Origin of the sequence: Mesorhizobium sp. M5C.F.Cr.IN.023.01.1.1, assembly GCF_003997585.1 — a bacterium.
Taxonomy (GTDB): domain Bacteria; phylum Pseudomonadota; class Alphaproteobacteria; order Rhizobiales; family Rhizobiaceae; genus Mesorhizobium; species Mesorhizobium wenxiniae.
This window is the reverse complement of sequence record NZ_RZSU01000024.1, coordinates 33,804-57,479: the sequence shown is the minus strand read 5'-3', so window position 1 is coordinate 57,479 and position 23,676 is coordinate 33,804. Positions and strand designations below refer to the sequence as shown.

At 60.6% G+C, this 23,676-nt stretch carries 25 protein-coding genes and 1 pseudogene; 20 read left to right on the top strand and 6 right to left on the bottom strand.

The window, feature by feature from the left end; all coding sequences use genetic code 11:
- Positions 1–102: 102 nt before the first annotated feature.
- The 3 genes from EOA78_RS12665 (at position 103) to EOA78_RS12655 (ending at position 3,165) form a co-directional block, all read left to right on the top strand.
- Complete coding sequence (locus EOA78_RS12665) at positions 103–1,071, top strand: GAF domain-containing protein (protein WP_245477483.1); 969 nt, start codon at positions 103–105, stop codon at positions 1,069–1,071.
- Positions 1,072–1,219: 148 nt separating this feature from the next.
- On the top strand, positions 1,220–2,737 hold the full coding sequence (gene adh, locus EOA78_RS12660; protein WP_127315406.1) for an aldehyde dehydrogenase: 1,518 nt from the start codon (positions 1,220–1,222) through the stop codon (positions 2,735–2,737).
- A 68-nt stretch (positions 2,738–2,805) separates the two neighbouring features.
- Positions 2,806–3,165 (top strand): DUF779 domain-containing protein, encoded by a 360-nt coding sequence (locus EOA78_RS12655; protein ID WP_127315405.1) that lies wholly within the window; start codon positions 2,806–2,808, stop codon positions 3,163–3,165.
- 9 nt (positions 3,166–3,174) lie between these two features.
- Here the strand turns inward: EOA78_RS12655 and EOA78_RS12650 are convergent, their stop codons facing one another.
- The gene (locus EOA78_RS12650) at positions 3,175–3,630 is read right to left on the bottom strand and encodes a pyridoxamine 5'-phosphate oxidase family protein (RefSeq protein WP_127315404.1); all 456 of its coding nucleotides are present in this window, start codon (positions 3,628–3,630) and stop codon (positions 3,175–3,177) included.
- A gap of 285 nt (positions 3,631–3,915) precedes the next feature.
- Between EOA78_RS12650 and EOA78_RS12645 the strand changes: the two genes are divergently transcribed.
- Both EOA78_RS12645 and EOA78_RS12635 read left to right on the top strand, forming a co-directional pair.
- Complete coding sequence (locus EOA78_RS12645; protein ID WP_245477482.1) at positions 3,916–4,755, top strand: universal stress protein; 840 nt, start codon at positions 3,916–3,918, stop codon at positions 4,753–4,755.
- 780 nt (positions 4,756–5,535) lie between these two features.
- The gene (locus EOA78_RS12635) at positions 5,536–5,967 is read left to right on the top strand and encodes a potassium channel family protein (RefSeq protein ID WP_127315402.1); all 432 of its coding nucleotides are present in this window, start codon (positions 5,536–5,538) and stop codon (positions 5,965–5,967) included.
- 79 nt (positions 5,968–6,046) lie between these two features.
- Here EOA78_RS12635 and hemN read toward each other — a convergent pair whose 3' ends face one another.
- Positions 6,047–7,393 carry an oxygen-independent coproporphyrinogen III oxidase gene (gene hemN / locus EOA78_RS12630; RefSeq protein ID WP_127315401.1) on the bottom strand — a complete coding sequence of 449 codons (1,347 nt, stop codon included), beginning with the start codon at positions 7,391–7,393 and terminating at the stop codon, positions 6,047–6,049.
- A 127-nt stretch (positions 7,394–7,520) separates the two neighbouring features.
- On the opposite strand from hemN, the gene EOA78_RS12625 reads away from it, so the two are divergent.
- Entirely contained in the window at positions 7,521–8,249 is a 729-nt protein-coding gene (locus tag EOA78_RS12625) for a Crp/Fnr family transcriptional regulator (protein WP_127315400.1), read from the top strand.
- Here the strand turns inward: EOA78_RS12625 and EOA78_RS12620 are convergent.
- A complete protein-coding gene (locus EOA78_RS12620; protein ID WP_127315399.1) occupies positions 8,229–8,657 on the bottom strand; it encodes a hemerythrin domain-containing protein in 429 nt (142 codons plus the stop codon). The two genes, EOA78_RS12625 and EOA78_RS12620, sit on opposite strands and share 21 nt — an antisense overlap.
- A 223-nt stretch (positions 8,658–8,880) precedes the next feature.
- Between EOA78_RS12620 and ccoN the strand changes: the two genes are divergently transcribed.
- The 8 genes from ccoN to ccoS all read left to right on the top strand — a co-directional run bounded on the left by ccoN (position 8,881) and on the right by ccoS (position 16,900).
- Complete coding sequence (gene ccoN / locus EOA78_RS12615) at positions 8,881–10,491, top strand: cytochrome-c oxidase, cbb3-type subunit I (RefSeq protein WP_127315398.1); 1,611 nt, start codon at positions 8,881–8,883, stop codon at positions 10,489–10,491.
- An 11-nt stretch (positions 10,492–10,502) separates the two neighbouring features.
- Positions 10,503–11,234 carry a cytochrome-c oxidase, cbb3-type subunit II gene (ccoO, locus tag EOA78_RS12610; RefSeq protein ID WP_127315397.1) on the top strand — a complete coding sequence of 244 codons (732 nt, stop codon included), beginning with the start codon at positions 10,503–10,505 and terminating at the stop codon, positions 11,232–11,234.
- 9 nt (positions 11,235–11,243) lie between these two features.
- Positions 11,244–11,396 carry a cbb3-type cytochrome c oxidase subunit 3 gene (locus EOA78_RS12605; RefSeq protein ID WP_127315396.1) on the top strand — a complete coding sequence of 51 codons (153 nt, stop codon included), beginning with the start codon at positions 11,244–11,246 and terminating at the stop codon, positions 11,394–11,396.
- Between the two features lies 1 nt (position 11,397).
- A complete protein-coding gene (ccoP, locus tag EOA78_RS12600; RefSeq protein ID WP_127315395.1) occupies positions 11,398–12,261 on the top strand; it encodes a cytochrome-c oxidase, cbb3-type subunit III in 864 nt (287 codons plus the stop codon).
- A gap of 175 nt (positions 12,262–12,436) precedes the next feature.
- Positions 12,437–13,996, top strand: a complete 1,560-nt coding sequence (gene ccoG / locus EOA78_RS12595) for a cytochrome c oxidase accessory protein CcoG (protein WP_127315427.1) — start codon at positions 12,437–12,439, stop codon at positions 13,994–13,996.
- On the top strand, positions 13,993–14,484 hold the full coding sequence (locus EOA78_RS12590; protein WP_127315394.1) for a FixH family protein: 492 nt from the start codon (positions 13,993–13,995) through the stop codon (positions 14,482–14,484). The genes ccoG and EOA78_RS12590 overlap by 4 nt, the downstream gene beginning before the upstream one ends.
- Positions 14,481–16,715, top strand: coding sequence for a cation-translocating P-type ATPase (locus EOA78_RS12585; protein WP_127315393.1), 2,235 nt, complete (start codon positions 14,481–14,483; stop codon positions 16,713–16,715). Before EOA78_RS12590 ends, EOA78_RS12585 begins: the two co-directional genes overlap by 4 nt.
- On the top strand, positions 16,712–16,900 hold the full coding sequence (gene ccoS, locus EOA78_RS12580) for a cbb3-type cytochrome oxidase assembly protein CcoS (protein ID WP_127315392.1): 189 nt from the start codon (positions 16,712–16,714) through the stop codon (positions 16,898–16,900). Before EOA78_RS12585 ends, ccoS begins: the two co-directional genes overlap by 4 nt.
- A 171-nt stretch (positions 16,901–17,071) precedes the next feature.
- Here ccoS and EOA78_RS12575 read toward each other — a convergent pair.
- Positions 17,072–17,635 (bottom strand): annotated as a pseudogene (locus EOA78_RS12575) (DUF1775 domain-containing protein).
- A gap of 191 nt (positions 17,636–17,826) precedes the next feature.
- Between EOA78_RS12575 and nirK the strand changes: the two are divergent.
- From nirK to EOA78_RS12550, 5 genes are all read left to right on the top strand, one after another.
- A complete protein-coding gene (gene nirK / locus EOA78_RS12570) occupies positions 17,827–18,930 on the top strand; it encodes a copper-containing nitrite reductase (protein WP_127315391.1) in 1,104 nt (367 codons plus the stop codon).
- A 59-nt stretch (positions 18,931–18,989) separates the two neighbouring features.
- Positions 18,990–19,889, top strand: coding sequence for an SUMF1/EgtB/PvdO family nonheme iron enzyme (locus tag EOA78_RS12565; RefSeq protein ID WP_127315390.1), 900 nt, complete (start codon positions 18,990–18,992; stop codon positions 19,887–19,889).
- A 12-nt stretch (positions 19,890–19,901) separates the two neighbouring features.
- A complete protein-coding gene (locus tag EOA78_RS12560) occupies positions 19,902–20,288 on the top strand; it encodes a hypothetical protein (RefSeq protein ID WP_127315389.1) in 387 nt (128 codons plus the stop codon).
- Positions 20,285–21,532: an NnrS family protein gene (locus tag EOA78_RS12555; RefSeq protein ID WP_348628475.1), complete on the top strand. Its 1,248-nt coding sequence runs from the start codon at positions 20,285–20,287 to the stop codon at positions 21,530–21,532. The genes EOA78_RS12560 and EOA78_RS12555 overlap by 4 nt, the downstream gene beginning before the upstream one ends.
- Before the next feature lie 103 nt (positions 21,533–21,635).
- Complete coding sequence (locus tag EOA78_RS12550) at positions 21,636–21,782, top strand: hypothetical protein (protein WP_127315387.1); 147 nt, start codon at positions 21,636–21,638, stop codon at positions 21,780–21,782.
- A 97-nt stretch (positions 21,783–21,879) separates the two neighbouring features.
- Here the strand turns inward: EOA78_RS12550 and EOA78_RS12545 are convergent, their stop codons facing one another.
- Positions 21,880–22,320: a pseudoazurin gene (locus EOA78_RS12545; protein ID WP_127315386.1), complete on the bottom strand. Its 441-nt coding sequence runs from the start codon at positions 22,318–22,320 to the stop codon at positions 21,880–21,882.
- Positions 22,321–22,461: 141 nt separating this feature from the next.
- On the opposite strand from EOA78_RS12545, the gene EOA78_RS12540 reads away from it, so the two are divergent.
- On the top strand, positions 22,462–23,163 hold the full coding sequence (locus EOA78_RS12540) for a Crp/Fnr family transcriptional regulator (protein ID WP_127315385.1): 702 nt from the start codon (positions 22,462–22,464) through the stop codon (positions 23,161–23,163).
- Between the two features lie 42 nt (positions 23,164–23,205).
- Here the strand turns inward: EOA78_RS12540 and EOA78_RS12535 are convergent, their stop codons facing one another.
- On the bottom strand, positions 23,206–23,454 hold the full coding sequence (locus EOA78_RS12535; RefSeq protein WP_348628476.1) for a DUF1858 domain-containing protein: 249 nt from the start codon (positions 23,452–23,454) through the stop codon (positions 23,206–23,208).
- Positions 23,455–23,676 lie beyond the last annotated feature (222 nt).

Sequence of the window (23,676 nt, the reverse complement as noted above, 5' to 3'; positions counted from 1 at the left end):
TTGGCGAATTGAATTCGAATTGGCGAAGCGAAAAGATCACCGAGAATATTTGATCGAACGGTGCGTAGCGCCGCAGATGACTGGTCAGCTCGGGAGGAGCGCGTGGCTGGAACCGTAAACATACATCATGCCGACAGGATTATGGCCGCCATACGCTCCGACGAGGCGGCGAAGTCCGCGCTGGTCGCTTCGTGGCATCGATCGTCCGGTTTGCATCGCCTCGATCCAGCCGAGAGCAAGCCTCCCAAGCGGCTCACCGACGCCGAGCTGAACCGTGCCCGACAGAGTGTCGAATTGTTGATTCGCACAGCTCAGTCCAGTCTGGATCGGCTCTTTCTGGCAGTCGGCGGGGCGGGCTGCTGCATTGTTCTGGCGAACCGCAACGGCGTTCCCGTCGAGCGCAGAGGCGCCCCCGGCGACGATGCGACATTCCGGGATTGGGGGCTTTGGCTTGGCACATTATGGGGCGAAGAAAGCGAAGGGACGAACGGCATCGGCACCTGTCTCGCCGAGCAGCGAGCCCTGACCATTCACCGCGACCAGCACTTTCTCACACGTAATACCGATCTCAGTTGTACGACGGCGCCGATCTTCGATCACGAAGGCAATCTGGTTGCGGCGCTGGACGTCTCCTCCTGCCGCAACGACTTGACCGAGAGTTTTGTCGCCCTGATCTCGCTGGTGGTCGCCGATACGGTGCGTCGGATCGAAGCGGAGATTTTTCGTATTGCTTTCCCAAACGAGCGCATTCTGCTTGCGCCCGTTGGCGAACGAGCCGCCGGTGCGCTGCTTGCGGTTGACGCCGATGATCTAGTGGTCGGGGCAACACGTGCCGCGAGGTTGGCGCTGGGAATTGCGCAAAACGGTCTCGCCAAGCCGCTACCCGTTTCGGACCTGATATGCGGTTCGGCCCCACTCGCGCAGGATCTGGACGAGGCGGAGCGCGGCGCAATCAAACGCGCACTGGCCCGTGCTGATGGCAACGTCTCGGCCGCAGCGGCCAATCTCGGCATTTCACGCGCAACCCTGCATCGCAAACTTGCCCGCTTGGGCTTAACGCGACCGCACTGATCCTCCCACCGCAAGGACTGTCGCAATTGTGCGACAGTCCGGCCTCGCGATCTCGCATCGTCCGGCTGACTTTTTGCCGCTTCCATTGAAAGCTCGTTCAGGAGCGCCGCATCCCGCGGCGTCGCCCAAGAAGGACATGGAGGAAGACATGAACAAGGTTGAAACTTTCCGCACGGCCAGAGCCCCTTTTGCCAAGCGCTATGGCAACTTCATCAACGGCAAATTCGTTGAGCCGGTATCGGGCCGGTATTTCGACAATATCTCGCCGATTACCGGCCACAAGATCTGCGAGGTTGCCCGTTCGGACGCCGCCGATATCGAGCGCGCGCTCGACGCGGCCCATGCCGCCAAGGATGCCTGGGGCCGCACCAGCACGACGGAGCGCGCCAACATCCTCAACGCCATCGCCCAGCGCATCGAGGACAATCTCGACCTGATCGCCCGCGCCGAGACGTGGGACAACGGCAAGCCGCTTCGCGAGACGACCTACGTCGACATTCCGCTCACGATAGACCATTTCCGCTATTTCGCAGGCGCCGTCCGCGCGCAGGAAGGCTCCATCGGCGAGATCGATTACGACACTGTAGCCTATCACTTCCATGAGCCGCTCGGCGTCGTCGGCCAGATCATACCCTGGAACTTCCCGATCCTGATGGCCGCGTGGAAGGTAGCGCCGGCGCTCGCCGCCGGCAATTGCATCGTCCTCAAGCCGGCCGAGCAGACTCCCGCTTCCATCCTCGTCGTGATGGAACTCATTGCCGACTTGTTGCCGCCCGGCGTACTCAATGTCGTCAACGGCTTCGGCCTCGAAGCCGGCAAGCCGCTCGCTTCGAGCCCCCGCATCGCCAAGATCGCCTTTACCGGCGAGACGACGACCGGCCGGCTGATCATGCAGTATGCCAGCCAGAACCTGATCCCGGTTACGCTTGAACTCGGCGGCAAGTCGCCGAACATCTTCTTCAAGGACGTGGCGGCGGAAGACGACGACTTCTTCGACAAGGCGATCGAGGGCTTCGTAATGTTCGCGGTCAACCAGGGCGAGGTCTGCACCTGTCCCAGCCGCGCGTTGATCCACGAGAGCATCTACGACCGCTTCATGGAGCGCGCCCTTCCGCGCGTGAAGGCGATCGTGCAGGAGAACCCACTCGAACTGTCCACGATGATGGGCGCGCAGGCTTCCAGCGAGCAGATGGAGAAAATTCTCAGCTATTTCGACATCGGCAAGCAGGAAGGCGCCGAAGTGCTCATCGGCGGCGACCGCGCGAACCTGGGTGGCGACTTCAAGGACGGCTATTACATCCAGCCGACCGTCTTCAAGGGCCACAACAAGATGCGCGTCTTCCAGGAGGAGATCTTCGGCCCGGTTGTGTCGGTGACGACCTTCAAGGACGAGGACGAGGCGCTCGCCATCGCCAACGACACGCTCTATGGCCTTGGCGCCGGCGTGTGGACCCGCGATGCCAACCGCGCCTACCGCTTCGGCCGCGCCATCCAGGCCGGCCGCGTGTGGACCAACTGCTATCACGCCTATCCGGCGCATGCGGCTTTCGGCGGCTACAAGCAGTCCGGCATCGGCCGCGAGACTCACAAGATGATGCTCGAGCACTACCAGCAGACAAAGAACATGCTGGTCAGCTACAGCCCGAAGAAGCTCGGCTTCTTCTGATCGCCCTCCCAGGCAGGGCGGCGTGGCCGGCCGGCCACGCCGCCCCTTTTCAGTCAAGGAGGTCGGCCATGCCTGACAAGGTTTCGCTCAACAAGGTATCGGCGACGCCGGAGGCAGTGCAACTCCTGGCGGAAATCATCGCCGACCATGGCCCTGTGCTCTTCCATCAGTCGGGCGGCTGCTGCGACGGTTCCTCCCCGATGTGCTATCCGCGGAGCGATTTCATCGTCGGCGACAGGGACGTGCTGCTCGGCACGATCGGCGATACGCCGGTTTATATCAGCGAGTCGCAGTACGAGGCATGGAAACACACCGACCTGATCATCGACGTGGTGCCGGGGCGCGGCGGCATGTTCTCGCTCGACAACGGGCGCGAGAAGCGCTTCCTGACGCGCTCGACAATATGCGCCATCTCGCAGGCAAACTGAGTCGATCTTTTACAGGCTTTTGGCTTCTGCTGCCCTTCCGGATATCTGGTCGATTAGAATCCGGAAAAAAACATGTGACGAATGACTGGTGGTCGGAGCGGCAACCGGCTTGAGCGCTCCCGGCTCCCACCAGTTGACATGTTTGCTCAACAGCGTCCACGCATGGTCCCGTTCGAGTTTGTGCCCGACCTGGTCCGGCAGTTCTTCATAACGGCCATCGACGATGACACTTTGCCATTCGCGGCCTTTTCCTCGTACATCGATCAGAACGGACACCAACGGATTGCTTCGCATCCATTCGATTTTCTTGCCCAGCATGGAGAACCCATAGAGGTGGTTGCCGGCATAGGCATAGTAAATCGGAACAACATATGGCTGACCGTCGTTTGCGCATGCCAGTCGCGCGAGACGGTTTTCGGTCACCAACTTGGTGCATTCAAGCTTGGATAACGTACGGACGATCATCCTCGGAGTTCCTTAGTTGCTCATGCTGGTCCACCATCCGGTGCAGTCGATGCAGGTGACCGGGGAGCGCCGTGTGGCATCAGCGACCAAGCCTGTTGTGTTGCGGCGCCCAACAGCCGCGCTGCCGCGGCTTCGGAAGAAATGCCTGTGGCAAACTTTACCAACATTCCGGGGGCGGCTTCTTGAGCTGAATCAAAGCACGAGGATACAGCCTAGCGATTATAGCATCCTGTCGTTTCGCGCCGAGAAAAAGATGACATGCGAGCGGCTTACCCCGAGGAAACCATGATGAAACGCAACGCACTTCTTCCCGTCATCACCTATCCTGATCCGATCTCGGAATCGGTGGCGGCCAATGTCGTTGGAATGGCTGCGCAGCTGAATGTCGCGCTTCATATCCTGGCGGTGAACGTCGACTTTCCACCAATCTCCAGTGCCCTGTCGCGGCTACTGCTGAACACGCCTGAGATGATCCGCGCAGCCGAGGCCACGAGCCGCAAGCGGAGCGAGGAGATATTGGCAGGCGTCAACAGGCAAGCATCGCAGTACGGAGTGGAGATTACGACTGACACAATGACGGCAGCTCCTGCCTTTCTTGGGGATACTGCCGCGACTCATGCGAGATATTTCGATCTCGTATTCGTCGGATGGGAAGCGAATAACCCGACATCGCGAATGACGGCCGAGGCGATCGTATTTGGATCAGGCCGCCCCACGATCCTGGTTCCTGAAGTTGTTCACCCGGTTCCCATTGATCATGTAGCGATTGCTTGGGACGGCAGCCGCGTTGCCGCACGGGCAGTTGCCGACGCAACGCCGCTGCTCCAACGAGCCGCCAAGATTTCTGTCCTCACCATCATCGGTGAAAAGCCCCTCCCCGAGAAAGACGCAGGCGCGCGCCTGGCTACCAGCCTGCAAAAGCGTGGGCTATCGGCGGAGGCAGTGGAGATCAGTGCGGAGGACTGCCCGATCAGCGCCACGTTGCAGCAGCGCGCGATTGACCTCGGCGCCACGCTTCTTGTCATGGGTGGGTTTGGTCATTCGCGCGTCAGAGACTTTGTGCTTGGCGGTGCAACCGAGGGCGTCTTCAGCGATCTCGAAATGCCGGTGCTGCTATCCCATTGAAGCACGCATACGCCTATCCAGGCTCATATTCGCCGCAGAAAGGCTTCGGGACGCCAGTTCATTGTTGGCGTGTGATCACGGCCTGCCATGCTAGAACAACAGCCATATGGCAACGCCCCCAAGCAACAGCGCGGAGACAGCCGAACTGCCGCGCCGTAGGGCGGGCCTCGTGAACATTGGCTGGAGCAGACTTGCTAGCAAAACCACTGCGGCATGAACAGCGGTTGCTATACCGACATAGATCGCGACAAGCAGAAGCAGTTGGCTCTCTTGTCTTTGGGTCGGATCGACGAATTTCGGCAGAACGGCAACGAAAAATATCGCAGCCTTTGGATTGAGCAGATTTGTAATCAGACCGCGTCGGAAATGACGCAGGAAGGATGCTCCTGCAGCCGGGACATCCAGCGCCTTGCCGGCAATCGCGCCAGCCATCATAAGCCAGCCACATCAGATAGAGTGATCCCGCCCACCGCAGGGCTTCGTAGGCCCAGCGATTGTCCAGGACAAACGAGCCGGCGCCGAAGCCAACCAAAAGACCGAGCACACAGAGCCCGAGGGCGACACCTAGCACAGCGGAGAGGCCAGCCAGTCGTCCTTGGCTGATGCCGAGGACCGCCAAGTAGCCCATATTCGGGCCCGGCGTCATCTCGATGGCGAGAGACGTCACGCCAAAAGCGATCAGCAAGGACAGGGAGTCGGTCAACGGGTTCCTTGAAATTTATAAGTGACTGTTTGACTTGCCGCAATAATGGCAACAGCAGGACCTGCTAACACCAGAAAATGATAAGCAATCTCGCAGTCGGCACTGCCATTATCGGCTTTAACGTGCTGGTACACACGGTCGGCCTCATACTCACGACGAAGGCGGTCGCCCTTGGCATTTCCCGGCTTCGGATTCATGGCCGCCGCAGCCGAATGCTGGCCATGATTATCGTCGTCGTCGCTTTGTTCGCGGTCATCTCGGTCGAGATATGGATCTGGGCGGGGTTGTATCTGTGGCTCGGCGTTCTTCACGACTTCGAAACTGCTCTCTACTTTTCGACAGTCACCTTTTCGACGATTGGCTACGGCGACGTCGTGCCGGGCTACGATTGGCGTATCCTCGCCGCGCTGGAAGGAATTAATGGCTTCCTACTCATCGGCTGGTCGACGGCATATCTAGTCGCTGCCGGCACGCGCGTCGGACCGTTCAGAGCAGGAGAGCATTTTTAGCCGTCCCCTTTTCACGATGCCAAGACATGCCACGGTTGATGAGCGCCTTTCTGCCCCGCATCCCTCACGGTCAAGGTCGTTAGACTGCGGCCGAATGTCGGGCCGTGCCTCGATGCAGGTATCTGTCGAAGCGCGCTGCGATCGTGCGAACGAGCGGCCTTTGCCCGGCCGGCACTATAAATCTGTCGTTCTCCAACAACAACTTGTCAGGCTCCCCTCTGGCGAGCCGAGCGGCTTCGGCCAGGAGCGACTGACCACAATCGCCAAACTGCTGAACCAACTCCTCCACTGAAAACTCGAAATCGCACATCAGACGCTCGATTAGCCAGGCAGTTGCAACATCGTCGCGGCTGAATTCGATGCCGCGCGAAACTGGCAGACGACCGGCATGCACCGCCTTCTCGTACTCGCCCGCTGCTATGATGTTCTGCGCATAGCCTTGGCGATACCGGCTGATCGATGAGGGACCCATCCCGATCAAGGTTTCGCAACCGTCGTCGGTGTAACCCTGAAAATTGCGGTGAAGTCGGTGACGCCGCGCCGCTTCGGACAGGCTGTCGTCGGGCAGAGCGAAATGGTCGATGCCGATAGCGTCATAACCACCCTTTGCAATGATCGATGCAGCCTTTCTCGACTGAGCAAACCGCTGCTCTCCATCTGGCAGCGAAGCCTCGTCGATCATCGTTTGATGCTTTTTGAACCAGGGCACATGAGCGTATCCGAACAAGGCGATCCGATCCGGACGCAGAGATAGCGCCAGTCGAACAGTTTCGGCGACACTTGCCACCGTCTGGTGCGGCAGACCGTAAAGAAGGTCGAGATTGACCGAGACAGCGCCGCGTGCGCGCAGACCTTCCACGACTTTCTTTGTCAGCTCGAAGCTCTGCATCCTGTTGATGGCGTTCTGCACCTTCGGATCGAAGTCCTGGACCCCAAGGCTCGCCCGTGTGAGGCCGATGACTGCAAGAGCGTCGAGCCTGTGATCGTCCATGTCGTTGGGGTCGATTTCGACACTGAGTGCGACAGTTCGATCTACATGGAGTGAGGATCGTATCATGCCGACCAGATGGATCAGATCGTGCGGACGCAGCATGGTCGGCGAGCCGCCACCGAAGTGAATAGCTTTGACGTGCACGCCGCTCGGCAGTTGCGACGAAACCAGCCGAATTTCTTCATGGAGAGCAACGAGGAAGTCGGCGACCGGCTTGTAGTGAAGCGTATGTTTGGTGTGGCACGCACAGAACCAACACAGCTTGTCGCAGAACGGAATATGGACATAGAGCGAGACTGCGTTGCCGCTCTGGAGCTGCGATATCCATCTCTTGGCGTCGCTTTCGCCGATTCCGGTATGGAAATGGGGGGCTGTCGGATAGCTTGTATACCGCGGAACGATTTCGCTGAGAGCGCTGGTCGCATGTACCGTCATTTGCCAACTCCGATGAAAGGCCCCGATGCCATGTGCCGGAGCGAGGTTCGTTGATCTCGATCAAGCTCGGACAAACTGACACGGTGCACGGAAGCAACGAGGTTGCTAACATCCAGCCATCTCATCGATGGGGCTCGGGTTGCGTCAGGACGTCCACACCAGCGGAATACCCGTGCTGTGCACATCGTGCGAGGCGCGGCATCGCGGCGTGTGCGGCGCGCTGCAACCCGACCAGCTGGTCGCTTTGGCGAGAGCCTCGACCAAGCAGCACCTTGACGAGGGTTCGGAAGTCGTCGGCGACGCGGAAGTGATCGAAAGCTACGCAAACATCCTTTCCGGCGTTGTGAAGCTGACGAAGGCGCTCCCGGACGGGCGCCAACAGATCGTCGGCCTGCAATTTGCTCCGGATTTTCTCGGTCGTCCCTTCGGGCGAGAAAGCGTGCTCGACGTCGAGGCGGCGACGGATCTAAGCCTATGCACTTTTCCGAAGAGTGCACTCGAGCGCCTGATCGACGAGTCTCCGGCCTTGGAGAAACGCATCCTGGGGCAAACCTTGCGGGAACTTGACGAGGCACGCCAGTGGATGCTCACACTCGGTAGAAAGACAGCTTCCGAGAAGGTAGCGAGCTTTCTCCTGCTCATCGCGCAGAATATCGACCCGCTGGAACCGGATCGCCGATCGGCGTCGTTCGACCTACCGCTGTCGCGTGCGGACATTGCGGATTTCCTCGGCCTGACAATCGAGACGGTAAGCCGCCAGCTGACAAAGCTAAGCGCGGAACGAACAGCGATCGTACACAATCGCCACGTCGAGATCCCGAATCTCGCCAAATTATCACGCGTCGCCGGCGTCTAACCCCTTGCCAAGCGTCGGGAAGACATGTTCGCGTTCGAAGGCAATGTGTCGGCGAACCGTATCGAAAAATGCCCGAAGCATGAATCCGAGAGCTTCAGGATTCGCGACGTCGCCACCGTGCCCAATCCACATCAGCGCATCGGTAATCTCCTCCGCTGCACCCTCGTCGTATATGTGCTCCGTCTTCAGCCGCTGAACGGATCTGTTGCTTCTTAAGCTCGCTGCTCTGCCGCGCTCAAAAGCAGGGAAAAGCACCTGTTCCTCGTATCGATGCGATTGACGTAATGCCGGCAGAAGCCGGCTTGCAACGTTGAGACAGTGCAGCCGATCGACGTGACCGGGCAAACTATCGGCAATGGCTTCCAGATCGTCGCATAGGCTGATCTTGGAAGCGTAGATCCGCGCCATGTGCAGACAGGGCTCGCGCGCGGGAGAGCAACTACTCGCGACTGTGCAGTCGTCGACGCAATCGCACGTTATTGCCCAATCCGGAGCTGCCATCACGCCTGGTTCCTCTACGTTTGCATAGATTAAGCGCGAGGCTCCCCTGTCCATTTGATTTGGATCAAGGTGAATCGTTCCGGTCGCCAATACGTGTCTCACCACCCGATGCTACGAATGTGGGGGCCCGATGAAATACGGCACCGAGATAGCTTGCATTTCGCTTTTCGCATTCTTTGCGCTGCTTGGCGCTGGGTTCGCAGCCGACGACCTGTTTCGACAGCACATGTGGGTGCTGTTCTTCGTTCTCGCCGGCAGTGCCGTCATCCTGATGCGGGCCACAAGTTTTGCACCCGCAAAGCCGGTGGACCCGGATGCTTATATGGACGGGCCGATCCGTTACGGATCGATCGCAACCATGTTCTGGGCCGTCGTCGGCCTGCTGGTTGGCGTCGTTATCGCCCTGCAACTCGCCTACCCGGATCTGAACGTCGAGCCTTGGTTCAATTTCGGCCGGATGCGCCCATTACATACGTCCGCGGTCGTGTTCGCCTTCGGCGGCAACGCGCTTATCGCGACATCTTTTTACGTGGTCCAACGCACATGCCGCGCCAGGCTTTTTGGTGGCAGCCTGCCGTGGTTCGTCTTCTGGGGCTACCAACTCTTCATCGTGATGGCGGCGACCGGCTATCTGCTCGGCATTACCGAGAGCAGGGAGTACGCCGAGCCGGAATGGTATGTCGACTTATGGTTGACGGTCGTTTGGGTAGCCTATCTCGCGGTATTCCTCGGCACGATCCTGAAACGAAAAGAGCCGCACATCTACGTCGCGAACTGGTTCTATCTTTCTTTCATCGTGACGATTGCGATGCTGCACGTCGTCAACAATTTGTCGATGCCAGTCTCTTTTGTCGGCTCCAAGAGCTACTCGGCTTTCGCCGGCGTGCAGGACGCGCTGACACAATGGTGGTACGGCCACAACGCCGTCGGTTTCTTCCTGACAGCCGGCTTCCTCGGCATGATGTACTATTTTGTGCCGAAGCAGGTGAACCGGCCCGTCTATTCCTACCGCCTATCGATCATCCACTTCTGGGCCCTGATTTTCATGTACATCTGGGCTGGCCCACATCATCTGCACTATACGGCTTTGCCCGACTGGGCGCAGACGCTCGGCATGGTGTTTTCGGTGATGTTGTGGATGCCCTCCTGGGGCGGAATGATCAACGGTCTGATGACGCTGTCGGGCGCCTGGGACAAGATCCGCACGGACCCGATCGTGCGGATGATGGTGGCGGCCATCGCGTTTTACGGCATGTCGACCTTCGAAGGGCCGATGATGTCGATCAAGTCCGTAAACTCGCTTAGCCACTACACCGACTGGACGATCGGCCATGTCCACTCGGGCGCGCTCGGCTGGGTCGGACTGATCTCCTTTGCGGCCGTCTACTACATGGTTCCCAAACTATGGTACCGCGAGCGGCTCTACTCGAGCCGGCTCGTCACGTGGCACTTCTGGCTCGCGACGCTCGGCATCGTCGTCTACGCGGCTGTGATGTGGGTGTCGGGCATCATGCAGGGCCTGATGTGGCGCGAATACGACGACCAGGGTTTTCTCGTGTACTCCTTCGCGGAAACGGTGGCGGCCATGTACCCCTATTACGTGATGCGCGCGCTTGGCGGCGGCCTCTATCTCGCCGGCGCCCTGATCATGGCGTTCAATATCACGATGACGATCCTCGGCTACCAGCGCGAGGAGCAGCCCGCGGGCAGCGCTGTGCCCGCACTCCAGCCTGCCGAATAAGGACGTTCCCAATGGCTTTGATGGACAAACACGCCATCCTGGAAAAGAACGCGACGCTGCTGCTCGTCGGCTCGTTGCTGGTAGTCAGCATCGGCGGCATCGTCGAGATTGCCCCCCTGTTCTATCTCGAAAACACAATCGAGAAGGTCGAGGGAATGCGACCCTACTCGCCGCTGGAGCTGGCCGGCAGGGATATCTACATCCGCGAAGGCTGCTACGTCTGTCACAGTCAGATGATCCGGCCGTTCCGGGACGAAGTGGAGCGCTATGGTCATTACAGCCTCGCCGCCGAGTCGATGTACGATCATCCGTTCCAGTGGGGCTCAAAGCGAACGGGACCGGATCTGGCGAGGGTAGGCGACCGCTACTCGAACGAGTGGCATGTGCGGCATCTGGAAGAGCCTCGGTCGGTCGTGCCCGAGTCGATCATGCCAAGCTACGCCTTCCTCCGTCACACGCCACTCGACGTCAAGGACTTCTCAACTCATCTCGTGGCCAACGCGCGTGTCGGAGTTCCCTATTCAGACGAGATGATCTCGAACGCCGAAGCCGACCTGCATGCGCAGGCAGATCCCGAGGCGGAAACGTCGGGCGTCGAGGCTCGCTATCCCAAAATCAAGCTTGGCGATTTCGACGGCGACCCGCAGACCCTGACGGAGATGGATGCGCTGGTCGCCTACCTGCAGATGCTCGGCACGCTCGTTGATTTCTCGACCTACGACGAAGCAGCCGGTGCGCGCTAGGAGGCGATGATGGAAGCATACACCGCCATGCGGCATTTCGCCGACAGCTGGGGCCTCCTCGCCATGGCCTTGTTCTTCGTAGGCGTTGCTATCTTTGCCTTCCGCCCGGGCAGTCGCCAAAGCGCCAACGAGGCTGCGCAAATCCCACTCAAGGATGACTGAGATGAGCGAGAAGCAAATCGACGAAATATCGGGCGTCAGCACGACGGGGCACGAATGGGACGGGATACGCGAGCTCGACAATCCCATGCCCCGCTGGTGGGTCTGGACTTTTTACGCGACGATCGTGTGGGCAATCGCCTATGCCGTTGCTTATCCGGCGTGGCCGCTTCTCTCATCGGCGACTACCGGACTGCTTGGCTACTCCAGCCGCACGGAGGTCAAGGATGAACTCAAAGCCGTGGAGACCGCGAAGGCCGACTATATCGCTGCCATTTCCGCTAAATCGGTCGAAGAGATAATCGCAGATGAAAATCTGCGAACCTTCGCAACTGCCGCCGGCGCCGCGGCGTACAAAGTCAACTGCGTCCAGTGCCACGGATCGGGAGCCGAAGGATCGGAGGGCTTCCCGAATCTCAACGACGACGACTGGTTGTGGGGCGGCGACATAGCCACCATCCAACAGACCATCGCGCACGGCGTCCGCTTCTCGGCAGATTCTGACACGCGCGTTTCCGAGATGCCCGCTTTCAAAGATATTCTGGAGCCGCAGCAGATCGCCAGCGTTGCCAGTTTCGCTGCATCCTTGTCCGGCATCGAAACGGACCCCATGCAGGCCGAAGCGGGAAAGACGGTCTTCGCCGAAAACTGCGCTTCGTGCCACGGCGATGCTGGCAAGGGCAACAAGGAGTTGGGCGCTCCCGACCTGACGGATGCGATCGCGCTTTACGTCAGCACCGAGTCTACCTTTGCAGCGCAGATTAGGTCACCCAAGCACGGGGTCATGCCCGCGTGGCAGGGAAGACTCGGCGACATCAACGTGAAGGAACTGGCCACATACGTGCATTCGCTTGGCGGCGGCGAGTAGGTCGGAATCCGATCGGCTCGCGGGGGGTAGCCAAGCGAGAGGCCCGGCAATTTGCCGGGCCTCAACCTTTGGGGCGTTTGACCTCGGTCAATGTGCTTGTCGCAGCGCGCAAGTAGTTGTTGGGTCATCGGCCGCCTGTCGCTTTTCCTTGAGGTGGCTCACTGATGGAAATGCCATGCTTGACACGACAGAGGTCGAAAGACTCAACGCCACGCCGGTGAATTCCCCGCGGCTGCGGCAACCTCTTTACACCGCGCGCACGAAAATCTTCCCGAAGCGGGCCGAGGGCCGATTCCGTCGCTTCAAATGGACCGTGATGTTGATAACCCTCGGCATCTACTACCTGACGCCGTGGTTGAGGTGGGATCGCGGGCCGTTCGCGCCGGACCAGGCGGTGCTCGTCGATCTGGCCAACCGCCGTTTTTATTTCTTCTTCATCGAGATTTGGCCGCAAGAGCTCTATCTGGTTGCCGGTCTGCTCGTCATGGCCGGCTTCGGGCTATTCCTGGTGACGTCGAGCGTTGGACGCGCATGGTGCGGATACACCTGCCCGCAGACCGTCTGGGTCGATCTGTTTCTAGCCGTCGAATGCATGATCGAAGGTGACCGCAACACCCGCATCAAGCTCGATGAGGCGCCCTGGTCGAAGACGAAATTGACGTTGCGTGTGACAAAGCATGCGATCTGGCTTGTGATCGCTGTGGTAACGGGCGGCGCATGGGTTTTCTACTTCGCCGACGCGCCAACGCTTCTGGTCGACCTCGCCACGGGGCAAGGCGCCCCGATCGCCTATCTGACTGTAGCCGGCCTTACCGCCACCACCTATGTTCTTGGCGGCCTGATGCGCGAGCAGGTGTGCACATATATGTGTCCGTGGCCGCGCATCCAGGCCGCTATGCTCGATGAGCATTCCCTGACGGTCACCTACAACGACTGGCGGGGCGAACCTCGATCCCGCCATTCGAAGAAGATGTCCGCGGCCGGTCAGCCGGTGGGCGATTGCGTCGACTGCAACGCCTGCGTGGCGGTGTGTCCCATGGGTATCGACATCCGCGACGGGCAGCAACTCGAATGCATCACCTGTGCGCTCTGCATCGACGCTTGCGAGAACGTCATGGACAAGCTTGGCAAGGAGCGAGGTCTGATCTCCTATGCCACGCTCGACGACTACAACTACAACATGAATCTCGCGACGGCGGACGGTACTTCGGCTATCACTCCTACGTTGGTCCGCGGTGAAGACAGAAAGCTTCGGCCCGGTTTTGCTCACTATAGTCTGACCCAAATATTCAGGCCGAGGACGCTGGTCTATTTCGGCGCATGGTCGCTCGTTGGCGTATTGCTGCTTTATGGTCTGCTCACGCGCGACCGGCTGCAGGTCAATGTGCTCCACGACCGCAATCCGCAGTTCGTCACGCTCTCGGATGGGTCGATCCGCAACGGCTATACGGTCAAGCTTTTGAACATGATCCCCGAACCACGGACGATCATCGTGACGCTTCAAGGCCTGCGGGGCGCGGAAATGAGCGTGGTCGGCCTGGATCAACCAGAGGATCGCTCCTTCGCTGCACAGGTCGAGCCCGATCGGCTGAAGACGCTGAAGGTCTATGTTCGTCAGCCCGCAGGCAACATTGCGGACGCGACACAAACCTTCAACTTCGTCGTCCAGGACAAGTCGAGCTACGAGTCCGACGTCTACACCGCAAGCTTCGAGGCACCGGAGACGGACAAATGAGCGCGCATCGTACCGAGACTTTCACGGGCCGTCACATGCTCTTGATCATGCTCGCCTTCTTCGGCGTGATCATCGGCGTCAACTTAACGATGGCAATGTTCGCCCGGTCGAGTTGGACCGGCTTCGTGGTTGCCAATTCCTACGTCGCCAGCCAGGAATTCAACGAAAAAATGGCGCAGACGCGCGCTCAGGCCGCGCTCCATTGGCGAAGTGAGCTTCTGATCAGAGACCACATGCTGCGATACAGCGTCCTGGATGCGGGGAAAGCTGTCGTTCCACTGGAAGCCGTGACCGCGACGTTCAGGCGTCCGATCGACGAGCGTCAAGACCACAAGGTGAGGCTTGGGCGCGATTCTGGAGGCGGTTTTTCCGCCAGGCATGATCTCGCCGACGGCGTCTGGCTGGTGGAAATCGAGGCGAACGCCGGATTGGCCAATCCATATCGCGAAACGCTGCGGCTGCACGTCATCGGAGGGGCGGCCCGATGAGTTGCTGTGCCCCTGGCTCGGATGCCGCCAACCAACATACGGCGCCGTCGGTTGCGGAGCTCGACGTTGCCGCCAGGTCTCTGGGAGGCGGGCTCCGGCAGATCGATCTGTCAATCCCTGCGGTTCACTGTGCAGCGTGCATCAGCACGGTCGAGGGCGGCCTGAAGAAGCTTCCGGGCGTCACGCTGGCCCGTGTCAATCTGTCGACAAGACGTGTAACCGTCCAATGGGATGAGACGCAGTCGCCGCGCATAGGCGACACGTTGGCGGATCTCGGCTACTTGCCGCATCTCTTTGACGACAGCGCGGAGCGGGACGACAGCGCGCTTCCAGAATTGATCCGCGCCGTTGCCGTTTCCGGATTCGCAGCGAGCAACATCATGCTGTTGTCCGTATCGGTCTGGTCCGGAGCGGAGGGGGCGACCCGGGATCTATTTCATTGGGTCTCGGCACTGATCGCGCTTCCGGCCCTGCTGTTTGCGGGGCGAATCTACTACCGCTCGGCATGGAGCGCGCTGCGCCGCGCCCGCATGAACATGGACGTGCCCATCGCAATCGGCGTGACACTGGCCTACGCGATGAGTTTGTACGAGACGATCAACCACGGCCATCATGCCTATTTCGACGCCGCCGTGTCGCTGCTGTTCTTTCTGCTCATCGGCCGCACGCTTGATCACGTCATGCGCGAACGAGCGCGTTCGGCAGTGATGGGACTTTCCAGGTTGACGCCGCATGGGGCGGTGGTGGTCGCCGAGGACGGCACGCGCTCCTACCGGCCTGTCGGCGAGATAGCGCCAGGAATGCGTATTTTGATCGCGGCGGGAGAACGGATCCCGGTTGACGCTCTCGTTATCGAGGGCATCTCCGATCTCGACTGCTCGCTGGTGAACGGCGAGAGCAATCCGGCAAAGATCGAGCCCGGCAGCGAGGTGCGCGCCGGTACCCAGAATCTTACGGGGCCAATCGAGATCGAAGCCGTTCGCCCGGTATCCTCTTCATTCCTGGCGGAAATGACTCGGCTCATGGAGGCCGCTGAAGGCGGCCGCACTCGCTATCGCCGCATCGCCGAGCGAGTGTCCGCGCTTTACGCTCCGGTTGTCCATTTGACCGCCTTCATCACCTTTCTCGGCTGGATGGCGGTCAATGGTGATTGGCATCAGGCAGCAACAATAGCCATCGCGGTTCTGATCATCACTTGCCCCTGTGCGCTCGGACTCGCTGTACCGATCGTACAGGTAGTGGCCGCGCGCCGTCTTTTCGATGCTGGCATCATGATGAAGGATGGCTCGGCTCTGGAGCGAGTTGTCGGGGTTGATGCTGTTGCTTTCGACAAGACGGGCACGCTGACGCTCGGACGTCCGACCCTCCGGAACGCCGCTTCGATCGATCCTGAAACTTTGGCAGCAGCGGCAGAGCTTGCATCGCGGTCACGCCACCCGGCTTCCCAGGCCCTCGCCGCTTTCGATAGCGGTAGTGATCGTTGTGGTTTTACTGATATCCGCGAACTCCCGGGACTCGGTATCGAAGCCCGACGAAACGGCGAGGTGTGGAAACTCGGCAGGGCCACATGGGCCGTGCCCGGCGCTGAGGCGGTCACCCCCGGGACCGTGCTGAGCCGCAATGGTGAATTGATTGCCGAGTTCGAACTGGCGGACACACTGCGCGGCGGTGCCGAGGAGGCGATAGCAGCGCTCCGGCATAGCGGTTTTCCCGTGGATATTTTGTCGGGCGATACGGAAGCCAATTGTCGCGACGTAGCTAAGCGCCTCGGGATCGGAAGCTGGCATTCCGAATTGCTTCCGCCCGACAAACTTCGGTTCATTCAGGAGCTGACCGACCAGGGCAACAAGGTTTTTATGATCGGCGATGGGCTCAACGACGCGCCGGCCCTTGGCGCCGCACGCGTCTCGATGGCACCAGCGTCTGCGGCAGACATTGGCCGCAATGCCGCCGACTTCGTGTTCCTCCACGAAAGCCTCACAGCGGTTCCGACGACGTTGGAGGTGGCGCGCCGCGCCGACCGCCTGATCAGACAGAACATAACGCTGGCTATCGTCTACAATGCGATTGCTGTGCCTATCGCAATACTCGGCTACGTGACGCCATTGATCGCTGCCATCGCGATGTCGCTATCGTCCGTTCTGGTCATCGCTAACGCGTTACGCCTTTCAAACGGCAAGTCGACGCAGGAACGAAGCCCTACTCTGCGGGAAGCGAGGATCGCACCTTGACGACGCTTGTCTATCTCATCCCTGTCGCACTTTTCCTGGGCGGTCTCAGCCTCGTCGCCTTTCTGTGGGCGCTGCGCAGCGGACAATATGAAGATATGGACGGAGCAGCCGAACGTATCTTCATCGAGGAGGATGAAGACAGTAGCCACGGAGCCCCTCTGCGCAGGGGTGAGGTCAGTTGCTAGCCGGCCGTAGGGATCGGATTCGCGTCAAGCAGTCAGGGTCTCCGAATGAGGATATGAGCCCGGCTCCGTCTGCTGCCGGCCGGAATCTTGGAATATTCACAAACCGGACTGAATGCTCGGCTTTGTCGAAGCGCGGGCGACGAACATTCGCCGCCCGCAGCGTCGGATAGGTCAATGGCCCATGTGATCTCCATGCTCCAGACCCGGCGCCGGCAACTTGAGGTCGTGAGCCGATTGCCCTTCGGCGGGAACCTGCGTCCATTCGAGTGTTGCCGCACGCCTGGATCACCGGGAAGTAAATCGTCTCGCCGGCCGCCAGGTTTTGCGTCAGATTCGCTCTGAAGACGAACTCGTCGAACTCATCGTCGGCGAGCCGGCCGCCGGTCCATACGAGTTCCGTCACCCCCTAGGGACCTTTCGCCTTGGAGCTCATATTCGCCCGCATATCGAGCGACGACCTTTTCGAGCTTCCAGCCCGTCTTGAGCATCGGGCCTCACGGCGATAACCCCTTCCGGAATCTTGATGCGCACGGTGTCGGTCGGTTGGCCGTCGCAGCCGTGAGGTACTCTCAGAACGGCCTTGTAAGGCGATCCGACCGCGGCGCTGGCGGTCTCAAACGATACGTGGGCGCTGGCGGCGCCGGTGACGAGGGCTAAGGCAGTCGCCAGAAGAAGGCTTTGACGTGTCTCCGAATAGCCGGACCAGCATGTCGCGGCTTTTGCGGATCGGACCATTCCGCCCGCTTAAGGAGGCTCCGAATATCGCGTCAGTCGGGATCCATCTTTGACCTTGGACAAACTGCATCGCCTGACGGCAGCCGACCACCGGCAAATCCTGCTGCGAGTTTGTTCCAGCGCAAATAGTTTCTTCGCGGCAGAGTGTAGGAGTCTCTCATCGACAACGATGGAGCAACAGGAGAACTCGAATGTTTACGCGTCGTCAGGCACTGATCGGAGTGGCGGCCGCAGCCGTGATGGCGGCGATGCCGGCATTTGCCGTCCCGGCGAACGAGGCCGAAATCGCGGCCCTTCCGCGCGAGAAGGTCGCATTGGTCGCACCGCCTTTCGTGCATGCGCACGAACAGGTTGCCAAGAGTGGGCCCAAGGTCGTCGAATTCACGATGAAGATCGAGGAAAAACCGGTCGTCATCGACGACGAGGGCACCGTGCTCCAGGGCATGACCTTCAACGGCTCGATCCCCGGCCCGATGATGGTCGTCCATGAGGGGGATTATGTCGAGCTGACTCTGATCAATCCAGAGACCAACGGGATGCCGCACAACATCGACTTCCACGCAGCCACCGGCGCGTTGGGCGGCGGGGCGCTTACGCTGATCAACCCGGGCGAGCAGGTGAAGCTGCGCTTCAAGGCGACCCGCACAGGAACCTTCGTCTATCACTGCGCGCCGGAAGGCGCGATGATCCCGTGGCATGTCGTGTCGGGGATGAGCGGCACGCTCATGGTTCTGCCGCGCGACGGACTGAAGAACGACAAGGGTGAGCCGCTCACCTACGACCGAATGTACTACATCGGCGAGAACGACTTCTATGTGCCGCGCGACGCGGACGGCAACTTCAAGACCTATGAGTCGCATGGCGACAGCTATTCCGACACAGTCGAAGTAATGCGCAGCCTGATCCCGACCCACGTGGTCTTCAACGGCGCCAAGGGTGCGCTGACGGGCGACAACGCGATGAAGGCGAAGGTCGGCGAGACGGTGCTGATCGTCCATTCGCAGGCGAACCGGGACACTCGCCCGCATCTGATAGGCGGTCATGGCGACTATGTCTGGGAAGAGGGCAAGTTCGCCAATTCGCCCGCCAAGGATCTCGAAACTTGGTTCATCCGCGGCGGTTCGGCCGGAGCGGCGCTCTACACCTTTCTGCAGCCCGGCGTCTACGCTTACGTGAACCACAACCTCATCGAGGCTATCGAACTCGGCGCGACCGCCCACTTCGTGGTCGAGGGCGAGTGGAGCGACGACCTGATGAAGCAGGTCGAGGCGCCGGGACCGATCCCGACCAACTGACCATCGGAAACGGGCTGGCTCGGCTATCCGGACCAGCCCTCCCAGCCGGGGCTCTTCCCATGCACCTGAACCTGATCGAAGCCTCGCTCGGCGCTGCGCTGGCTTTGGCCGCAGCGCTGGTCGGGTTGTCAGACTATACGTCTTCCAACCGGCTGGTAGCGATCGCCGATACGGTCGAGGTTGGAGCCGTCCGGATCGACTATCCCCGTCCCGGCGAGTTTCTGGCTGCCGGCCGTGCCGTCGCTGCTCCGGTCGAGCAAATAACGGTCAGCGCGTTTCGCATCATGAAGCAGCAGGTCAGCTCGGCGGAATACGACCGCTGCGTGGCCGCCCGCGCCTGCAAGCCCGCCGATGTCCCGGCAATCGAGGCAGCCGATGTCCCTGTGGCGGGAGTGAGCTATCTCGACGCTACCGCATATGCCGACTGGTATTCGGGCGAGACCGGCTATGTCTGGCGGCTTCCGACGGCAGAAGAAGTGGCGGCAGCAGCCGGAGAACGGTTTTCCGGCAACGCCTTTTCCGCACCCTTTGACGACCCGGCGAATCCGGCAGTCGCCTGGATCAAGCGTTACCGCGAAGAAGCTGCGGCGAACCGGCCCGCCGAACCGCAGCTGAAGCCTCGCGGTTCCTACGGCGCCAACACCAATGGGGTGGAGGACTTCGGCGGCAACGTGTGGGAATGGACCTCCACCTGCTATATCCGTGCCACCCTTGGTCCCGACACGGCGACGGTCGAGCACTCGACCGTCAACTGCGGCGTCCACGTATTGGAAGGACGCCACAGGGCGTACATGTCCAACTTCATCCGGGACGGCAAGAGCGGCGGCTGCGCCGTCGGCACGCCTCCGGAGCACCTCGGTTTCCGACTCGTCCGGGAGGATACGCCGTTCCCGCTGCGGTCGCTGGTCATGACACGCATCAGCGCGCACCTGTTATCGTTTCGCTCCTCAGACAGCTGAAAGTGCCTGCCCATGAGAACCAAGACAGCAGCAGCGATCGCCTTCTCCATGGGCAATCGCAATCCCGACGGAAGGGAGACGGTCGTTGAACGCCTGCGGCGCGGCATAGCCGAAGCGGGCCTCGAGTGCGGCTGCCGGGAGACGGCAGACGACGTGCTCGACAAGGTGGGCGCGGAGGAAGACCTGATCCTGCGGGCGGGCGGCCTCGCCGACGCCAGGAAGATGCGCGATGCCATCGTCGTCGTCATCGCACTCCTCGGAGAACTGGACGAACTCATGCCGGACGAGCCCGACCGCACAACCTTTCACGAGATCGCGGGCCTTTTTCAGGACGTGGCTGAGTTCGCGTCCTGGGGGGCAGCGGCGGCCAAGCGCGCTGCCGGACAGGGGAACGGATGATGTCGACGCCTGCTTCCGCGCCAGCCGACCGCTCCCTTCTACGTCTTGCCCGCAAGGCGGGCGACTTTTCGCGTGACGGCCGCGGCCGCATACCTTCCATACCGCCGATCCTGCAGTACGGCTTTCGGCCGTTCTTTTTCCTGGCAGCGCTCTACGCCGGCGTGGCGATCCCGACCTGGTTGTGGCTGTATTTCACCGGCCGGGCCTTGCCGGGACCGTTTCATGGCCTGCACTGGCACGCGCACGAAATGCTCTTCGGCTATCTCGGCGCGGTGATCGCCGGTTTCATTCTCACTGCGATCCCCAACTGGACGGGCCGGCTCCCGCTGAGCGGGCGGCCGCTGGCCATGCTCGTCGCTCTGTGGCTCGCGGGGCGGCTTGCCTGCGCATTCCTGTCGGAACCATTTGCGGCAGCGGCGATCGACCTCGCCTTCCCTGCGGTCCTTGCATTTGCCGTCTGGCGCGAGGTCGCGGCGGGCCGGAACTGGAAGAACGCCCCGGTGGCGGTGATGATCACGCTTTTCGGCTTGGCGAATGCCGCGGACCATGCGGCGAATCTCGACCTGCTTCTGCACGATCTCGGGCATCGTCTCGCCCTTGCCGTGACCACGGTGCTGATCGCCCTCATCGGCGGACGCATCGTGCCGAGCTTCACCCGCAACTGGCTGGTGAAGGAAGGAAGAACCGAACTCCCCGCGAAATTCGGACTATTGGACAAGGCGGCGCTCGCATTCACGGGTATCGCGGCGGCGGCCTGGATCGCCATCCCGGACGCGCCTGCGACGGGCGTCTTACAACTATCGGCAGGCATCCTGCTTGCCTTGCGCCTGATGCGCTGGCGCGGCCTTCAGACCGTTTCCGAGCCTATCCTCACCGTCCTCCATCTCGGTTACGGCTGGCTGGCGGCGGCCGTGTTGCTGCTTGGGTTGTCGATGCTCCTCTCGTCAATTCCTCAAAGTGCGGCGCTTCACGCGCTAACAGCCGGCGCGATCGGGACGATGACACTGGCGGTCATGACACGCGCAAGCCTTGGTCACACGGGCCGGGAAATCGTCGCTGATCGCACGATCACGTGCATCTATGTGGCTGTGACCGCCGGCGCTGCGCTTCGGGTGGCGGCTCCGTTCGCCGACAGCTGGTATGGGCACGTCCTCGCCTGCGGCGGCGCACTCTGGAGCAGCGCATTTCTGCTCTTCGCCGTTCGCTATGCGGGTATCCTCTTCGGAGCGCGGGTGACGAGTTAGCGCGTCCGTCACTCAACACCAGTGCGGAGGTTGAAAAAACTCTGCCCGCTATCGTACCATCCGTTTAGATCGCGCATTCCCGTCCAAGGCCCATGAGAAGGTCATGACCCAGGGCACGGAACACCCGGCCGTCACCTCCATACCGCCCAAGTCGAGGCGACGCGAAATGCTGGCCTTCCTGGTGCTTGCTTTCGGCATACGGCCGATCGTGGCGGTCGGTGTCGTCGGCGGTTACGGCTTTCTCGCTTGAGCGCGCAAGCTGAATAGTCGGCCGCGTCGGCAGTGACTGCGCTCGGAAATAAGGGCAGCCGGACCCGCCCTCCGTCACGTGGTCCGGCTGCGTGGCGTCAGTTGCTCGCGACAGTCCGGCCGAAGAGGTCGGCGAAAGCCGCCTTGGCCTTTCCGGTCTGCTTCACAGCCTTCGCCTCGTCGCGGTTGACCGGATTGCCGACCTCGATGAGAGCGACCATGCCCATGCCATAATGGGGCGAGCACTTGACGCCGTAGACGCCCTCCTTGTCGAGGGTGACGGTGAACTCCTCGTTGAACTTGCTCTTGAAGGGTTGTGCACCCTCGGGGACCATACCTTTGATGGTCTCGGCATTGTGCCCCTTATCGACAGGAACGAACCGGATAGTGTCGCCGGGCGCCGCTTTCACGAAGTCCGGCTCGAATACCATCGCGCCCTTCTCTCCCTTGTTGAGCATCTTGACGTTGATTTCAGCCGCGTCGGCCGATCCGGCGAAGGCAAGTGCTCCGATCGCGAACATGGCAACGGTCTTGCTCATTTGTTTCTTCCTTTCTTAAACAGGCCTGTGGAAACCACTGCCGGTGTATATGCTGCTGCGCGCGCCCGGTGTTTGCGCCAACGCAAACATCGGGTAGAAAGGGAGCGGAACCGCTGCAGTACAGGGAAGGCTCCCCGTAGCATGCCTACGCTCGACCGGTCCCTCATTGCCGGATTGCCAAGCTTCGCCGGGCTGTCGGGCGAGGATCTCGACCGGATACTCGTTCTCGCGCGCTCCTCGCGCTACCCTAAGGAATCCGAGATATTTTCCCAGGACGAGGAGGCTAAGTCGTTCTACCTGCTACTGTCTGGTCACATCCGGGTTGTTCGCACCTCGCCCGAAGGTCATCAGGTGATCGCTAGGTATATAAACGAAGGCGAACTCTTCGGGATCGCGGTGGCAATGGGCAGGACGACCTTTCCAGCGACCGCCGTCGCCGCGGTCGACTGCGTCGTTCTTTCCTGGCCCAACTCAGCCTGGCTGGAGCTACAGTCACGCTTCCCCGCGTTCGGCGCTGCGGCTTACCAGACGATCGGCGCACGACTTCAGGAAACTCAGGCACAGGTCATGGCGATGTCCAGCGAGCAGGTCGAGCAGAGGATCGCCCACGCTATCCTGAGGCTCATCAAGCAGGCCGGCCGAAAAACCGCAGAAGGCATAGAGATCGACTTCCCCATCAGCAGGCAGGACCTTGCCGAGATGACGGGGACGACGTTGCACACGGTCAGCAGGGTGTTGAGTTCCTGGGAAGACGAGGGACTAGTGCGCAGCGGGCGACAGAAGGTGACGGTCGCCGACCCGCATGGTCTCATGCTGATTGCCGAAAGCCGGAGGCGTAAGTGATTCTGGCGTGGCGGTTCGCGGCTGAGACGTTCTCTTGCTTGCCTAGGCAGTAACACTCAGGCCTACACCGGATTCCACTTCCCCAAAAGCTGAAGAAGCATTCGCCAGCGGATCACTGCGCATAGAGGCAAGAAGTTCCGTCGAGAATGCTTCCTCGTCCAACCGGTGCGCCGCGCAAGCGTCGCTAACGGTGTGGAATATCCCGATCGGGCATCCGACACAGAGCATTTTGTTACGTATCATAATCCTTATCGTGGCCGGCCAACGCCGCATGATCTCGTCGACTGTCATGCGCGGGTCGATTGACGCAGGATTCATCAAAAACGCCTCCTAAGGAAGCGAATAAGAACCGATCGCAAGGCCTAGAACGTTGCGCGTGCGCAAACTGCAGACAGAGCAGTCTCTTCGCACCAGATAAAATGCTGGCGTAATCCTGCTTTTTCGGGGTGTAATGCACACTCGGCTTGCTGCTGGTGTCCACGTGAAAAAATGAAGTCGATTCCCAACGCATCC

Coding starts and splice junctions, on each gene's coding strand:
- EOA78_RS12645 (WP_245477482.1), top strand. CDS start 3,916: ATGATGAAACGCAACGCACTTCTTCCCGTCATCACCTATCCTGATCCG.
- EOA78_RS12590 (WP_127315394.1), top strand. CDS start 13,993: ATGAGCGCGCATCGTACCGAGACTTTCACGGGCCGTCACATGCTCTTG.
- EOA78_RS12535 (WP_348628476.1), bottom strand. CDS start 23,454: ATGACAGTCGACGAGATCATGCGGCGTTGGCCGGCCACGATAAGGATT.
- EOA78_RS12565 (WP_127315390.1), top strand. CDS start 18,990: ATGCACCTGAACCTGATCGAAGCCTCGCTCGGCGCTGCGCTGGCTTTG.
- EOA78_RS12585 (WP_127315393.1), top strand. CDS start 14,481: ATGAGTTGCTGTGCCCCTGGCTCGGATGCCGCCAACCAACATACGGCG.
- EOA78_RS12560 (WP_127315389.1), top strand. CDS start 19,902: ATGAGAACCAAGACAGCAGCAGCGATCGCCTTCTCCATGGGCAATCGC.
- EOA78_RS12540 (WP_127315385.1), top strand. CDS start 22,462: ATGCCTACGCTCGACCGGTCCCTCATTGCCGGATTGCCAAGCTTCGCC.
- EOA78_RS12650 (WP_127315404.1), bottom strand. CDS start 3,630: ATGATCGTCCGTACGTTATCCAAGCTTGAATGCACCAAGTTGGTGACC.
- ccoN (WP_127315398.1), top strand. CDS start 8,881: ATGAAATACGGCACCGAGATAGCTTGCATTTCGCTTTTCGCATTCTTT.
- EOA78_RS12635 (WP_127315402.1), top strand. CDS start 5,536: ATGATAAGCAATCTCGCAGTCGGCACTGCCATTATCGGCTTTAACGTG.
- EOA78_RS12605 (WP_127315396.1), top strand. CDS start 11,244: ATGGAAGCATACACCGCCATGCGGCATTTCGCCGACAGCTGGGGCCTC.
- ccoG (WP_127315427.1), top strand. CDS start 12,437: ATGCTTGACACGACAGAGGTCGAAAGACTCAACGCCACGCCGGTGAAT.
- nirK (WP_127315391.1), top strand. CDS start 17,827: ATGTTTACGCGTCGTCAGGCACTGATCGGAGTGGCGGCCGCAGCCGTG.
- EOA78_RS12555 (WP_348628475.1), top strand. CDS start 20,285: ATGATGTCGACGCCTGCTTCCGCGCCAGCCGACCGCTCCCTTCTACGT.
- EOA78_RS12545 (WP_127315386.1), bottom strand. CDS start 22,320: ATGAGCAAGACCGTTGCCATGTTCGCGATCGGAGCACTTGCCTTCGCC.
- ccoP (WP_127315395.1), top strand. CDS start 11,398: ATGAGCGAGAAGCAAATCGACGAAATATCGGGCGTCAGCACGACGGGG.
- EOA78_RS12625 (WP_127315400.1), top strand. CDS start 7,521: ATGGGGCTCGGGTTGCGTCAGGACGTCCACACCAGCGGAATACCCGTG.
- hemN (WP_127315401.1), bottom strand. CDS start 7,393: ATGACGGTACATGCGACCAGCGCTCTCAGCGAAATCGTTCCGCGGTAT.
- adh (WP_127315406.1), top strand. CDS start 1,220: ATGAACAAGGTTGAAACTTTCCGCACGGCCAGAGCCCCTTTTGCCAAG.
- EOA78_RS12620 (WP_127315399.1), bottom strand. CDS start 8,657: ATGGCGCGGATCTACGCTTCCAAGATCAGCCTATGCGACGATCTGGAA.
- EOA78_RS12655 (WP_127315405.1), top strand. CDS start 2,806: ATGCCTGACAAGGTTTCGCTCAACAAGGTATCGGCGACGCCGGAGGCA.
- EOA78_RS12550 (WP_127315387.1), top strand. CDS start 21,636: ATGACCCAGGGCACGGAACACCCGGCCGTCACCTCCATACCGCCCAAG.
- ccoO (WP_127315397.1), top strand. CDS start 10,503: ATGGCTTTGATGGACAAACACGCCATCCTGGAAAAGAACGCGACGCTG.